Source organism: Streptomyces sp. NPDC059454 (assembly GCF_042749965.1).
Classification (GTDB): Bacteria; Actinomycetota; Actinomycetes; order Streptomycetales; family Streptomycetaceae; genus Streptomyces.
Window position 1 is genome coordinate 21,805 of sequence record NZ_JBHYVC010000076.1, and the last position, 14,116, is coordinate 35,920.

The window sequence follows — 14,116 nt, forward strand, 5'->3', positions numbered from 1 at the left end:
GCCGGCCGGCAGTCATGTGCAGGTGTGTACGGAGAAGGGCCCGCCCCCGGGAGCCGGGGGCGGGCCCTTTGCGCCTCGCGGTGGCACCGCCATGCAGCACCGCGAGGAGTACTACGGCCTAGCCGAAGCGGCCGGAGATGTAGTCCTCCGTGGCCTGGACCGACGGGTTGGAGAAGATCCGCTCCGTGTCGTCGATCTCGATCAGCTTGCCGGGCTGGCCGACGGCCGACAGGTTGAAGAAGGCGGTGCGGTCGGAGACGCGGGCCGCCTGCTGCATGTTGTGCGTCACGATGACGATCGTGAAGCGCTCCTTCAGCTCGCCGATCAGGTCCTCGATGGCGAGCGTCGAGATCGGGTCGAGGGCGGAGCAGGGCTCGTCCATGAGCAGGACGTTCGGCTCGACCGCGATCGCGCGGGCGATGCACAGACGCTGCTGCTGACCGCCGGAGAGGCCGGAGCCCGGCTTGTTCAGGCGGTCCTTGACCTCGTTCCAGAGGTTGGCGCCCTTGAGGGACTTCTCGACGACGTCGTCCAGCTGGGACTTCTTGTACTTGCCGTTCAGGCGCAGGCCCGCCGCGACGTTGTCGTAGACCGACATCGTCGGGAACGGGTTCGGGCGCTGGAAGACCATGCCGACCTCGCGGCGCACGGACACCGGGTCGATGCCGACGCCGTAGAGGTTCTCGTCGTCGAGCATGACCTTGCCGTCCACCCGGCCGCCGGGCGTGACCTCGTGCATGCGGTTGAGCGTGCGCAGGAAGGTGGACTTGCCGCAGCCGGACGGACCGATGAAGGCCGTCACGGAGCGGGGCTCGACGGTCATCGAGATGTCCTCGATGGCCAGGAAGGAGCCGTAGTAGGCGTTGAGGCCGCTGACATCTATGCGCTTGGCCATGGGAATCACTGCTTCTTTCGGGAAAGTCTTTCGATCGGTCGCTGTATGGCCGCGTCAGCGACCGGTCTTCGGGGCCTTCCAGTGGGCGATGCCGCGAGCCGCCAGGTTGAGGATCATCACGAAGGCGATCAGGGTGAGAGCCGCGGCCCAGGCGCGGTCGTACGCCGCTTCCGAGCCCGCGCTGTTCGCGTACTGCTGGTAGACGTACAGCGGCAGCGACGCCTGCGCCCCGTCGAAGGGGTTGTTGTTGATGAACGGGTTGCCGAACACCAGCAGCAGGACGGGTGCGGTCTCACCGGCGATACGGGCGACCGCCAGCATCACACCGGTGGTGATACCGCCGATCGCCGTCGGCAGGACCACCTTCAGGATGGTGCGCCACTTGGGCACGCCCAGCGCCAGGGACGCCTCACGCAGCTCGTTCGGGACGAGCTTGAGCATCTCCTCCGTGGAGCGGACCACGACCGGCATCATCAGGATCGCGAGGGAGAGGGCGCCCGCGAAGCCGGAGAAGCCCATGTCGAAGATCAGCAGGAGGCTGAGGATGAACAGACCGGCGACGATCGACGGGATGCCGGTCATCACATCGACGAAGAAGGTGACGGCGCGGGCCAGGTGACCGCGGCCGTACTCGACCAGGTAGATCGCGGTGAGCACGCCGATCGGCGCGGCGATCAGGGTGGCGATGCCGACCTGCTCCACGGTGCCGATGATGGCGTGGTAGATACCACCGCCGGGCTCGGTGTCGGCGACGACGCCCATGGAGTGGCTCAGGAAGTAGCCGTCGAGGACCTTCGCACCGCGGACGACGGTCGTCCACACCAGGGAGACCAGCGGCACCACGGCGAGCAGGAAGGCGACCCAGACCAGCGAGGTCGCGATGCGGTCCCTGGCCTGGCGCTTGCCCTCGACGCCGGCGGCGATGAAGTACGTACCGAGGACGAAGAGCAGCGCGGCGATCAGGCCCCACTGGATCCTGCTCTCGATGCCGGTGGCCAGGCCGAGGCCGATGGAGACGGCGAGCGAACCCGCGGCGATGGCCCAGGGGGACCACTTCGGCAGCCGGGCGCCCTGGAGCGAGCTCGGGCGCTGGACGATCGTGGTGCTCATGCGTTGGCCCCCGAGTACTCCTTGCGGCGGGCGATGATCATGCGGGCCGCGCCGTTGACCAGCAGGGTGATGACGAACAGGACGAGACCGGAGGCGATCAGCGCGTCACGGCCGAACTCGTTCGCCTCACCGAACTTGCTGGCGATGTTCTGGGCGAAGGTGCCGCCGCCCGCGTTGAGCAGGCTGCCGTGGATCAGGAAGTCCGGGGAGAGCACGGTGGCGACGGCCATCGTCTCGCCGAGCGCGCGGCCGAGGCCGAGCATCGAGGCGGAGATCACGCCGGAGCGGCCGAAGGGCAGCACCGACATCCGGATGACCTCCCAGCGCGTGGCGCCGAGGGCCAGGGCGGCCTCTTCGTTCATCCGCGGGACCTGCTTGAACACCTCGCGGCTCACGTTGGTGATGATCGGCAGGATCATGATCGCGAGCAGGATGCCGACGGTGAGCATCGAGCGGGCCGGGCCCTCCTCCCACGAGAAGATGCCGGTCCAGCGGAAGTAGTCGTTCAGCCAGCCGAAGAGGCCGTTCATGTGCGGCACGAGGATCAGGGCGCCCCACAGGCCGTACACGATGGACGGTACGGCGGCGAGCAGGTCGATCACGTAGGCGATCGGGCCGCTCAGCCTGCGTGGGGCGTAGTGGGTGAGGAACAGCGCGATGGCGACGGCGATCGGGACCGCGATGACCATGGCGATGATCGAGGAGATGATCGTGCCGTAGGCCAGGACCGCGATGCCGAAGACCGGCTCGGTGCCGCTGGTGTTCCACTCGAAGGTCGTGAGGAAGTTGCCCTCGTTCTTGCTGATGGCGATGGCGGCACGCCAGGTGAGGAAGACCGCGATGGCGGCCATGATCACCAGCAGGAAGATGCCCGAGCCACGGGCGAGACCGAGGAAGACGCGGTCTCCGGGGCGGGTGGCGCCGCGGACGGTGCGCTTCTGCTCGGCCACGGTCGGCTGTGGTGGGAGAGGAGGTGTCTTCGTGGTTATGTCCATCGGGTTCTCCGGTCTGCGGTGCCCTGCTGTGCGCGGGGCTCCTGGCGGCGGTGCACCGGACGGTGCGGCCCGGTCCCGCGGGGGGACCGGGCCGCACACTCAGGTCAGCTCAGGCCCGCGATGGTGCTGCGGACCTTGGTGATGATGTCGGCGGGCATGGGGGCGTAGTCGTTGTCGGCGAGGACCTTCTGGCCGTCCTCGCTGGCGATGTAGTTCAGGAACGCCTTGACGGTCGGCAGGCTCTCCGCCTTGTTGCCCTTGTCGCAGACGATCTCGTAGGTGACCAGGGTGATCGGGTAGGCGCCCTCGGCCTTGGTGGCGTAGTTCAGCTCCAGGGCCAGGTCCTTGCCGGTGCCGACGACCTTGGCGTCCGCGATGGCCTTGGTGGCACCGTCGACCGAGGCCGCGACGGGCTGGGAGGCGCCCGTGTCGATGGCGACCACGGAGGAGCCCTTGGCGTAGGAGAGCTCCATGTAGCTGATCGCGCCGTTGGTCTGCTTGACCTGCTGGGCGACACCGGAGGAGCCGGACGCGGACTGGCCGCCGGGGGCCGTCCAGGCCTTGCCGCCCTCGTACTTCCAGTTCTCCGGGGTGGTCTCGATCAGGTACTTGGTGAAGTTGTCCGTGGTGCCGGAGTCCTCGGAGCGGTGGAACGCCTGGATCTTGAGGTCGGGCAGCTTGGCGTCGGGGTTCAGCTTCGCGATCGCCGGGTCGTTCCAGTTCTTGATCTTGTCGCTGAAGATCTTCGCCAGGGTCGGCGCGTCCAGGACGAGGTTGTCGACGCCCTCGAGGTTGTACGCGACGGCGATCGGGCCGCCGACCATCGGCAGGTCGATGCCCTGGCCACCGGAGCAGACCTCCTTGGTGGCGGTGATCTCCTCGGGCTCCAGCGCGGAGTCCGAGCCGGCGAAGCCGACCGTGCCCTGGGTGAACGCGGTGATACCGGCGCCGGAGCCGCCACCCTTGTAGTTGATCTGGACGCCCTTGCACGCGGCGGTGAACTGCTTCACCCACGCGTCGATCGCGTTCTTCTGCGCGGACGAGCCGTCGGCGAGGAGCTGGCCACTGGCGTCGTCACACGTGATGTTGCCGGCCTGCGCACTCGTGGTGGCGTCGCCGCTGCCGCTGTCACCAGTGTCGTCGGAGCCGCACGCCGTGAGGGTCAGGGCGCTGGAGACGGCGAGAGCACCGAGAGCGAGGGCCCGCCGGTTCATGCGCTGAAGCTTCACTTGAGGGAGTTCCTTCCAGGAGCCGCCGTCCTGAATCCGGCGGCGTGCGAGGAGTGGCGTTGAAGACGAGCAAGACTGGATGATGCGGATGCGCTTTCGTGCTGCGCACCGCATCGGTAAGGCCGAAATTAGGCAGATCAGGTGAAGCCGCCGATGGGCGTAAATGAACGTGAGGTGAACCCCTGCGGACGGTGCGGTGAGGTCACGGAACGCTTACGTCAAGGATACGGGCCGGTCCCGTCCTGGAGGCCTGTGGTGTACGCGGCCTACTTCGCCGCGCCCTCCGTGCGGCCCAGGACCTCGAGTGCCCGCCGGACCATCGCGGCCTTGCGCTCCGTCTCCGCGGCGATGGCCTCCTTCCGCTTCTCCATCGCCCGGCGCTCGTAACGGGCCTCGGCGGCGGACCAGACGCGGATCAGGGAGGTCTTCTCCTTGCAGGCGATGTCGGCGAGGGCGACCGTCTTCTCGTGCGCGTCGGCGCTCGGTTTCCGTGCGGTCGGCAGATCGGTGCCGGCGTCCAGCGGGCTGTCGTACGCGTACCCCGCGGCGGCCATGCACGACGACCAGTCCTTGACGGCCTTGCGGACCTGCGGATCCCGCTCCGCCTGCTGGAAGGCCGTGATGTAGATGTCCATGGCCACCGGATTGCGCTCGCTGCCGCCGTCGCCGACGATCGCGGTGCGCGCCTCCTCGTAGCAGCCGCCCTCGCGGACCGGCCGGTCGCGGTACTCGCCGATGACCTTGGGGGTGCTCGGCGGCCGGGGGCCGTCGAGGCGCTCGACGTCCGTCCCGGTGATGCGGTCGGACGCGGTGCCGTAGAGGAGCAGGTTGTGGATCTTGCGGTCCTCGGCCGTCCTCGGCTGCTCGGAGATGACGAGGTCGCTCTCCTTGCGGGTATTGGCAGGAACCCGCGGGTCGACGTCCGGCGCCATGTGGTAGCCGTAGCGACGGGCCTGGTCCTCGGACATGACGCCGTAGGAGCGGTCCGGCATGGTCGCATGCAGGCTGCGGGTGAACTCGACGCGGTAGTCGAAGCCGTAGCGGCGCATGCAGGCGGCGCGGGTGATGGACTCGGCGCGGCCGATCGCGGCCAGCTCGGAGGGCAGCAGCCGGGCCTGGTCGATGGGGCGCCGGACCGGCGGAGCGGCCAGCTCGACGCGGGTGGTGCGGGCCGGCTCGCCGGAGGCGCGCGGGGCGTCGGCTTCGTCGGACGAGGGGCCGCAGGCCGTCAGGAGCAGGACGGCCGCGGCCGCGGGGACGAGTGCTCGCCCCCGCGGCCGCAGACTCACGGGCATTCCCAGTGGTTGGAGGCGTTCTCGTTGTAGACGTTCGTGAAACGGGACACGGACGACCGGGCCGGGATGTAGTCGGCCGGGCCGCTCCAGCCGCTGTTGTAGTACACGCTCGCGGTGCAGTCGGTGTCGAGGTTGGTGGCCGAGGCCGCGTTGTTCTTCACGGCCTGGCCCTGGCCGGCGCCGCTGGAGCTGAAGACGTAGCCGGCGTGGTCCCGGGTCGGCACGTTGAAGTCGGCGTGCGAGCCGGACAGGCCCGAGTTGTAGTAGAGGCACAGCTCGCCGAACAGGTTCGAGCTGACGCTGGTGGTGCAGACGCCGTTGTTCTGCGCGGCGGCCGGGGCGATGGCCGCGCCGGTGGCCAGCGCGGCCGCGGCCACGACGAACGCAGCGCTCTTCTTGAAGTGCATTGTGCTGACAACTCCCGTGTGGTTGAACCGAGTTGGGGTGACGTGCCAGTTGGTGCACACACATCTCAACACGCACACGAGTCACGACGACCTTGCCGAAGTGATCATTCCGACGGTGTTAACCATTCCGCTACGTGTGTTCGAGTGATCGCATCAGCTCGTCGACCAGGGCCTGGTCACGGGCCTCGGTGAGGCGCCGTCGGGCCTCGTCGACGGAGAGCCAGAGGACGCGGTCGACCTCGTCGTTCGGGGTGAACGTGCCGGAGACGGCTTCGGCCGCCCAGTAGCGGACCCGCTTGGGGCGGCCGTTCGCCAGGTAGTGCGCGCTGGGGAGTTCGGCGGCCGGGACGGCCGTGTGGCCCGTCTCCTCGGCGACCTCGCGCAGGGCGCCGGCCAGCGGGTCCTCGCCGCGCTTGAGCTTGCCCTTGGGCCAGGACCAGTCGTCGTACTTCGGCCGGTGGACGAGGCAGAGTTCGAGCTCGCCGGTCACGGGGGAGCGGCGCCACAGGACGCAGCCGGCGGCCTGGACGGTGAGGGTGCGGTGGGTCGCGGAGTCCGGGGTGCTCACCGTGTGCCTCCCTATAACGTGCCGATGGTTTCCTTCTGCCAGGACCGCTGGAACGCGTACCGCGCCGCCTCCACCTCATGCCGCTGGTCGGCGTGGAGCACGCCCAGCGCGTACGCCGTGGCCGGGGCGATCCGCGGGGTGCGGGCCGCCTGCGCGGCGGCGGCCGCCGCCTCGGAGGCGTCGCGGTGCCGGTCCAGTGCCTCGCCGGCGGCGAGGAGGCCCGGGGCCGGGCCGGCGCGGAGGACCTCGAGGGCGTAGCGGTGCAGGCGCAGGAGGAGCCGGACCTGGTGCCAGGGGGCGTCCTGCGGATGCGGGGCGGGGTCCGGGGAGAGGCCGTGGATCAGCGCCTCGGCGTTGTACGGGCTGCCCGCGGTGAGCAGGGGCAGCGCGGCGACGGCGTCGGCGAGCCGCTCGCGCGCGGTGTCGGCGAGCGTGCGCAGGTCGGCGCCGCCCGCCGCCGGGGACAGCGGCACCTCGCTGGCGAGTACGGCCACCTTGTCGGCGACCGCGTGGAACCGGGAGGAGCCGAGGGCCTGGAGCGCGGTGGAGTGCGCCCGGGTCCGGGCCAGCGTCAGCTGCCGGTCCAGCAGCGCCCCGGCCTTGGCGGCCCCGACGGTCAGGTTCCCCCGGTCCGGCGCGGGGGCGGCCCGGTCGGCGAGCACGGCGGTGATCTTGCGGTCGGGGGCGGCGACCGTCACGGCAGCGGAAGGACGGGCCGCGGCCGGGCCCGCCCCGTTTCCGGCACGCCCGGGAGCGCTCCCGGTGCCCGGGGGGCCGGCCGGGGCGGCGGTTTCACCGGGCGTGCCGCTCGCCGCCCCCGGGGTGCTCGTGCCCTGGGCCGGGAACGGGGCCGCGCCCGACAGGCGGTGCAGGGCCAGGAGGAGCTGGTCCAGGCGGGACGTGCAGGCGTGCTCCAGGGCCAGGGTGCCGGAGACCCAGGCCAGTTCGGGGCGCATCGCCTCCGACCAGTCGGGGTCCAGGACCGGCTGGAAGGTGTGCAGACTGGCGCTGATGCGGCGGGCCGCGCGGCGCAGCGCGCGGGCCGCTTCGACGGAACTCTCCGACGCGGCCGCGCCCGCACCGGTCTCCCGGTGGAGGCGCAGCGCGCGGAGGAACTCGGTCGCCTGGTCCCGCAGATAGCCGGCCAGGGAGTCCGCCGGTACCGGACCGGCCGTCGGGTCAAGGTGTCGCTGTGCCACGCCGGCGCCTCCGGGCGTCTATGAGCATCTCCTGGACGTTGCGCAGGGGCTGGCCGTCCGCGTCCGTCGCGTGCCGGGTCCACTCGCCGTCCGCGCTGAGGTGCCAGGACTGGGTGGTGTCCGACATGCCGGTCTCCAGCATCCGGTTCAGGGCCGCCCGGTGAGCCGGGTCGGTGACCCGTACCAGCGCCTCTATCCGGCGGTCGAGATTGCGGTGCATCATGTCCGCGCTGCCGAACCACACCTCGGGCTCGCCGCCGTTGCCGAAGGCGAACACGCGGGAGTGTTCGAGGAAGCGGCCGAGGACGGACCGTACCCGCACGTTCTCCGACAGGCCCGCCACGCCCGGCCGGATCGCGCAGATGCCGCGCACCCAGATGTCCACCGGCACGCCCGCCTGCGACGCCCGGTAGCAGGCGTCGATGACGGCCTCGTCGACCATCGAGTTGACCTTGATGCGGACGTAGGCGGGCCGCCCGGCGCGGTGGTGCTGGGCCTCCTTGTCGATGCGGGAGATCAGGCCGTCCCGCAGGGACTTGGGGGCGACCAGGAGGCGCCGGTAGGTCTCGCGGCGGGAGTAGCCGGAGAGCCGGTTGAACAGGTCGGAGAGGTCCGCGCCGACCTGCGGGTCGGCGGTGAGCAGCCCGAGGTCCTCGTAGAGGCGGGCCGTCTTCGGGTGGTAGTTGCCGGTGCCGACGTGGCTGTACCGCCGGAGCGTCTCGCCCTCCTGGCGGACCACCAGGGACAGCTTGCAGTGGGTCTTCAGACCGACCAGGCCGTACACGACGTGGCAGCCGGCCTCCTCCAGCTTGCGCGCCCACTTGATGTTCGCGTGCTCGTCGAAGCGCGCCTTGATCTCGACCAGGACCAGCACCTGCTTGCCGGCCTCGGCGGCGTCGATGAGCGCGTCGACTATGGGGGAGTCGCCCGACGTGCGGTACAGGGTCTGCTTGATGGCCAGTACGTCGGGATCCTCGGCGGCCTGCTGCAGGAACGCCTGCACCGACGTGGAGAACGAGTCGTACGGGTGGTGCAGCAGCACGTCCCGGCTGCGCAGGGCGGCGAAGACGTCGGGCTGGGACGCCGTCTCGACCTCCGCCAGGTCGCGGTGGGTGCCGGCGATGAACTTCGGGTACTTCAGCTCGGGCCGGTCCAGGCCGTGGATGCGGAACAGACCGGTGAGGTCGAGCGGACCCGGCAGCGGGTACACCTCGGCCTCGCCGACCTTCAGCTCGCGCACCAGCAGGTCCAGCACCTCGCGGTCGATGGACTCCTCGACCTCCAGGCGCACCGGCGGCCCGAAGCGGCGCCGCATGAGCTCCTTCTCCAGGGCCTGGAGCAGGTTCTCCGTGTCGTCCTCCTCGACCTCGAGGTCCTCGTTGCGGGTGAGCCGGAAGGCGTGGTGCTGCAGCACCTCCATGCCCGGGAACAGCTCCTCCAGGTGTGCGGCGATGACGTCCTCGAGGGGGACGTACCGGCCGGGGGAGCTCTCCAGGAAGCGGGAGAGCAGCGGCGGCACCTTGACCCGGGCGAAGTGCCGGTGGCCGGTGACCGGGTTGCGCACGACCACGGCCAGGTTCAGCGACAGGCCCGATATGTACGGGAAGGGGTGCGCGGGGTCGACCGCGAGCGGGGTGAGGACCGGGAAGATCTGGTGCCGGAAGAGGGTGAACAGGCGGGCCTGCTCCTTCTCCGTCAGCTCGTTCCAGCGGACCAGGTGGATGCCCTCCTCCGCGAGTGCGGGGGCGACGTCCTCGTGGTAACAGGCGGCGTGCCGGGCCATCAGCTCGCGGGAGCGGGCCCAGATCATCTCCAGCACCTCGCGCGGCTGGAGACCGGAGGCGGAGCGGGTGGCGACACCGGTGGCGATGCGGCGCTTCAGTCCGGCCACCCGGACCATGAAGAACTCGTCCAGGTTGCTGGCGAAGATCGCGAGGAAGTTGGCGCGCTCCAGCAGCGGCGTGGCGGGGTCCTCGGCGAGTTCGAGGACGCGTTCGTTGAACGCGAGCCAGCTGCGTTCCCGGTCGAGGAAGCGGCCCTGCGGGAGCGGGGTGGCGCCGTCCGCCAGCGCCTCCTCGTAGCCGTCGAGGTCCGCGTCGATGTCGGGTTCCAGGTCGGAGACCGTTCCGGCCACGGTGTGGGGGCGGTGGGCGGCGATGGAGCCCACGGAGGGCTGCGGGTGCTGTACCTGTGCCTGGGCGTTGGGCTGGCTCATGACCCCATTGTTCCGCGCCGCGGGCGTCACGGGCGCGTCGGAGAACGCGGGTGGGAGCGGTGGTGGCCCTGGGGCGTTCCCGTTCCCCCCGTTCACCCTTCGGGGCGGTGACGGCTCTGGCGCGGCGGGATTCATTGGCCGAGCGTCGCAAGCCTGTCTGAATCAACGGTTACGGAGACATGACGTCCCGGATATCGGGCGGCGGCTCGCAGGGGCCGGCGGGCCCCGGAGACGGGAGCCGTACGTCCCTCCCCGCCGGGAGGGGCGTACGGGCGTGGGTGTCAGGCCGTGCGGTGCGTGCGCGGCACCGTCCGGGGCGGCCGGGCCGGGGCCGTCGTGGTCGTGCCGCTCATCCGGTGGCCTTCCCGGTGCGGCGGCGCAGCAGCCGGAACGCGGCGAGCGTCACCAGGACGGCGACGAGGAGCAGGAGGCCGGAGGCGACCAGTTGGAGCGGCCAGTAGTGGCCGGCGGGGTGGAAGTCGCGGTAGAAGCCGACGGCGTCCAGGTCGGCCAGGGTCGAGCCGCAGCCCTCCAGCATGCTGCTGTGGCAGGGCGCGGCCAGCCGGTCGCCGCCGGCGGTGAGGAGGCCCTGGGAGACGGTGATGCCCGGGCCCGTCGGGCCGTCCTCCAGGCTGTTGGTCCCGGTGACCGCGGGCCACAGGTGCGGCAGGGCGGCGTGGACGGCCGCCCACAGGGCCCCGAGCACGGCGGCGGCCGTGGCGAGCGCGGCCGTGGAACGGCGCAGCAGCAGCCCCGTGAGGACGCCGACGGCCAGTCCGGCCAGTGCGAGGGCCACGGGGACGGTGCCGTTGGCGTAGAAGGTGGCGGAGTCGGACCAGGGCTTGGTGGTGCCGACGCGGCCGTCGGCCGCCGTCCAGGCCAGGCGGTGCAGCCAGACCAGCAGGCCGGTCGCGGCGGTGGTCAGCACGGCCGGGAAGGCGAGCCGGGAGGCCAGCCAGCGGGCCGGGGAGACGCCTTGGGTCCAGGCGAGGCGGATCGTGCCGGACTCCGTCTCGCGGCCGGTCAGCGAGCCGCCGGCCCAGGCGGCGACCAGGAACGGCACGGCGAGGACGGCGATCGTCGTGTAGGTGTAGACGTCCTTGTGGAGCAGGATCGAGCTCTGGTCGTAGCTGCAGCGCGGGGCGAAGACACAGGCGTTGTACCGCTTCCAGGCCGCCGCCGAGGCGTCGGCGAGCGGGCCGCCGAGCCAGAGCAGGGCCGCGCCGGTCAGCAGCACGACCGCCGCGCCGGAGAGGAGGGCCGGGCGGTGCAGCCGGTACAGCCAGCGCAGCTGCCGGGGCGCGGGGGCGGGGCGGTCGGTGGCTGCCGGGGCGGGGGTGGTGGGGGCGGCACTCATGCGGCGGTCTCCGTGGTGTCGGGCGCGGCGGGGGCCGGGGCAGGGGCCTCGGGGTTGCGCAGGTAGGACAGGACGAGTTCCTCCAGGGACGGCGCACCGGTGCGCCAGTCGCCGGGCAGCGGGCCGGACGGGCGGATCAGCGCACCGAGCCGGCGGCCGGTGGTGCGGGACTCCACGACGTCGTGCGGGGCCAGGTCCGTCATGGCCGGGGCGGAGACGTGGGTGTGGGCGGCCAGCAGGTCATCGATCCCGCCGGCCAGACGGACCCGGCCGCCGCCGATCAGCAGCAGGTGGTCGCAGGAGTCCTCCAGCTCGGCGACGACGTGCGAGGACATCACGATCGTCGTGCCGTGTGCGGCGGCCTGCCCCATCAGTACGCCCATCAGCTCGTGCCGGGCCAGCGGGTCGAGGTCGGCCATCGGCTCGTCCAGGAGCAGCAGTTCGGGCCGCTTGGCGAGGGCGAGGGCGAGGGCCACGCGGGCGCGCTGGCCGCCGGAGAGGGAGCGGATCCGCTTGCCCGGGTCCAGGTCGCCGCCGGCCACGATCCGCCGCGCGGTGTCCGCGTCCCAGCGGCCGGGGTTCAGATCGGCGCCCATGCGCAGCGTCTCGTCGACCGTGAGCTGCGGATACAGCGGCTTGTCCTGGTCGACGAAGCCCACCCGGGGGCGGGCCGCCGCGGGGTCCGTGCCGAGGACGGCGATCGTGCCCTCGGTAGGGGCGAGCAGCCCGGCGGCGATCGCGAGCAGCGTCGACTTCCCCGCGCCGTTGGGGCCGACGACGGCGCAGACGCGGCCGGCGGGCAGCCGGAAGGAACAGTCGCGCAGCGCCCATGCGGCGCGCCGGCCGAAGCGCTTGCCGAGCGCGCCTGCCTCGATGGCCGGGACGGTCATGACGGGTCTCCCTGGGGGGTGTTCGGATGTGCGGGGTAGTGCGTTTCGAGTACGGCGGTGAAGAACGCGGCGACGTCCTCGCGCTCCAGGCCGGCCGCGCGGGCCCGCGCCGCCCAGTCCTCCAGCTCCGCGCGCAGCGGGGAGTCGGCGGGGGCGGCGCCCAGGGAGCGCCGTACGAAGGTGCCGAGGCCGCGCCGGGCCTCCACCAGGCCCTCGCGTTCCAGTTCGCGGTAGGCCTTCAGCACGGTGTTGGGGTTCACGGCGGTGGCCTCGACGACCTCGCGGGCCGTGGGCAGCTTGTCGCCGGGCTCCAGCAGGCCCAGGCGCAGGGCCTGCTTGGTCTGCTGCACGATCTGGACGTAGGTGGCCACGCCGCTGCGCCGGTCGATCCGGTAGTCGATCACTTGACAACCCCCTTTCACTAATTAAGTAGTGAAAGGGTGATGCAAGGGGGGTGGGAAAGTCAACCGTGATCCCGTGAACCGATCGCCGGGGCCCGTCCGATGAGGAGACGTGAGCGGAACGAGAAGCGACGGGGAGCTGCTGCGCGCCGTCGCGGCGGACGGGGACCGGAGCGCCTTCGAGGAGCTGTACCGGCGGTACGCGCCGTGGCTGACCGCCCGGATGCGCGGCCGGTGCGCCGACCCGGGGATCGTCGACGACGTCGTGCAGGAGACGTTCCTCGCGGTGTGGCGGGGGAGCGCGCGCTACCGGGAGGACGGGGACGTGGCCGGCTGGCTGTGGCGGATCGCCTCCCGCCGGCTGGTCGACGCCCTGCGCGGCGCCGGGGCGCGCGGCCGGCTGCGGCAGGCCCTGGCACGGCTGCGGCACCGGGACGAGGCGTCGGCGGAGGAGCGCGTGCTCGCGGGGGTGGAACACGGGGACCTCGCCGGTGCGCTGGTCCGGCTGTCGCCGGAACTGCGCGCGGTGCTCCAGGCCACGGTCGTCGACGGGCTGACCACCCGTGAGGCCGCCGTCCTGCTCGGCATCCCGCCGGGCACGGTCAAGACGCGGGCGATGCGGGCCCGCAGGCAACTCCGGGAGGCGCTGGCATGACGTACGGAACAACGGGCGGCACCGGCTGGCACGTGCCCGAGGCGGACCTGCGGGCCTACGCACGCGCCGAACTGGAGCCGCCCGTGCTCTGGTCGGCCGACACCCACCTCACCGCCTGCGCCCACTGCCGGACCGTCCTCGCCGAGGTGAGCGACCCCGTCGCCCTCGACGCCGGATGGGAGCGGCTCGACGCCGAGCTGGACGCGCCCCGGCCCGGATTCCTGGAGTCGCTGCTGCTGCGGCTCGGCATCGCCGACCACACCGCACGGCTGCTCGCCGCCACCCCGGCGCTGCGCCGCTCCTGGCTGGGCGCGGTCGCCGCCGTCCTCCTGCTCACCGTGGCCGTCACCGCCGGGTACGGCACCACCGGCTCCCCCACCCTCTTCCTCGCCCTCGCCCCGCTGCTGCCGCTCGCCGGGGTCGCCCTCTCGTACGGGCCCGTGCTGGACCCGACGTACGAGATGGCGGTCGTCGCCCCGACGCACGGCTTCCGGTTGCTGATGATCCGCACGGTGGCGGTGCTCGGCGCCGGGCTCGGCCTCAACGGGCTGGCCACCCTCGCCCTGCCCGGGTACGGACTGCGCGCCCTGGCCTGGCTGCTGCCCGCCCTCGCGCTCACCGCGACCGGGCTCGCGCTGACCGCCCGGCTCGGCCCGGTGCTCGCCCCGTCCCTCGTCGGCGGCGGCTGGATCGCGCTGCTGCTCACGGCGGACGCCGTCCGGGCCGGCGGGGACGGCCCGCTCGCCCCGTTCACCGCGGCCGGGCAGGGCGTGGCGGCCGCGGTCGCCGTACTCGCCGCCGGGCTGCTCGTCCTGCTCCGGGACCGCTTCGACCTCAGCAGCCGAAGCGCGGCCTGACGCCGTCCGGCCGCTCGCCGGAGGGGGCGGCCGGGCCCCCGGC

General features: G+C 72.0%; 13 protein-coding genes and 1 pseudogene. 2 read left to right on the forward strand and 12 right to left on the reverse strand.

Annotated elements, in window-relative coordinates:
* Window positions 1–118: 118 nt before the first annotated feature.
* The 12 genes and pseudogenes from pstB to ACFXAE_RS32430 all read right to left on the reverse strand — a co-directional run bounded on the left by pstB (window position 119) and on the right by ACFXAE_RS32430 (window position 12,564).
* Window positions 119–895, reverse strand: a complete 777-nt coding sequence (pstB, locus tag ACFXAE_RS32375) for a phosphate ABC transporter ATP-binding protein PstB (RefSeq protein ID WP_384721981.1) — start codon at window positions 893–895, stop codon at window positions 119–121.
* Window positions 896–949: 54 nt separating this feature from the next.
* The gene (gene pstA, locus ACFXAE_RS32380) at window positions 950–2,005 is read right to left on the reverse strand and encodes a phosphate ABC transporter permease PstA (protein WP_384721983.1); all 1,056 of its coding nucleotides are present in this window, start codon (window positions 2,003–2,005) and stop codon (window positions 950–952) included.
* Window positions 2,002–3,000, reverse strand: coding sequence for a phosphate ABC transporter permease subunit PstC (gene pstC / locus ACFXAE_RS32385; protein WP_384721986.1), 999 nt, complete (start codon window positions 2,998–3,000; stop codon window positions 2,002–2,004). Before pstC ends, pstA begins: the two co-directional genes overlap by 4 nt.
* A 104-nt stretch (window positions 3,001–3,104) precedes the next feature.
* Window positions 3,105–4,229 (reverse strand): phosphate ABC transporter substrate-binding protein PstS, encoded by a 1,125-nt coding sequence (gene pstS, locus ACFXAE_RS32390; protein ID WP_384721989.1) that lies wholly within the window; start codon window positions 4,227–4,229, stop codon window positions 3,105–3,107.
* Window positions 4,230–4,495: 266 nt separating this feature from the next.
* A complete protein-coding gene (locus tag ACFXAE_RS32395) occupies window positions 4,496–5,518 on the reverse strand; it encodes a hypothetical protein (RefSeq protein WP_384721992.1) in 1,023 nt (340 codons plus the stop codon).
* Window positions 5,515–5,931, reverse strand: a complete 417-nt coding sequence (locus ACFXAE_RS32400; protein ID WP_384721995.1) for a peptidase inhibitor family I36 protein — start codon at window positions 5,929–5,931, stop codon at window positions 5,515–5,517. Before ACFXAE_RS32400 ends, ACFXAE_RS32395 begins: the two co-directional genes overlap by 4 nt.
* 130 nt (window positions 5,932–6,061) lie before the next feature.
* Window positions 6,062–6,499, reverse strand: a complete 438-nt coding sequence (locus tag ACFXAE_RS32405) for an NUDIX hydrolase (RefSeq protein ID WP_384721998.1) — start codon at window positions 6,497–6,499, stop codon at window positions 6,062–6,064.
* Window positions 6,500–6,510: 11 nt separating this feature from the next.
* Window positions 6,511–7,698 carry a CHAD domain-containing protein gene (locus ACFXAE_RS32410; protein WP_384722001.1) on the reverse strand — a complete coding sequence of 396 codons (1,188 nt, stop codon included), beginning with the start codon at window positions 7,696–7,698 and terminating at the stop codon, window positions 6,511–6,513.
* Window positions 7,679–10,048: an RNA degradosome polyphosphate kinase gene (locus tag ACFXAE_RS32415; RefSeq protein ID WP_384722004.1), complete on the reverse strand. Its 2,370-nt coding sequence runs from the start codon at window positions 10,046–10,048 to the stop codon at window positions 7,679–7,681. The genes ACFXAE_RS32410 and ACFXAE_RS32415 overlap by 20 nt, the downstream gene beginning before the upstream one ends.
* A 214-nt stretch (window positions 10,049–10,262) precedes the next feature.
* A complete protein-coding gene (locus ACFXAE_RS32420) occupies window positions 10,263–11,270 on the reverse strand; it encodes an ABC transporter permease (RefSeq protein ID WP_384722007.1) in 1,008 nt (335 codons plus the stop codon).
* Window positions 11,271–11,665: 395 nt separating this feature from the next.
* Window positions 11,666–12,160, reverse strand: a pseudogene (locus tag ACFXAE_RS32425) (ATP-binding cassette domain-containing protein); the annotation flags it as partial.
* Entirely contained in the window at window positions 12,157–12,564 is a 408-nt protein-coding gene (locus tag ACFXAE_RS32430) for a GntR family transcriptional regulator (RefSeq protein WP_384722010.1), read from the reverse strand. The pseudogene ACFXAE_RS32425 and the gene ACFXAE_RS32430, both read right to left, overlap by 4 nt.
* A gap of 109 nt (window positions 12,565–12,673) precedes the next feature.
* Between ACFXAE_RS32430 and ACFXAE_RS32435 the strand changes: the two genes are divergently transcribed.
* Window positions 12,674–13,216, forward strand: a complete 543-nt coding sequence (locus ACFXAE_RS32435; protein WP_384722013.1) for an RNA polymerase sigma factor — start codon at window positions 12,674–12,676, stop codon at window positions 13,214–13,216.
* Window positions 13,213–14,073 carry a zf-HC2 domain-containing protein gene (locus ACFXAE_RS32440; RefSeq protein ID WP_384722016.1) on the forward strand — a complete coding sequence of 287 codons (861 nt, stop codon included), beginning with the start codon at window positions 13,213–13,215 and terminating at the stop codon, window positions 14,071–14,073. Before ACFXAE_RS32435 ends, ACFXAE_RS32440 begins: the two co-directional genes overlap by 4 nt.
* Window positions 14,074–14,116: the final 43 nt, after the last annotated feature.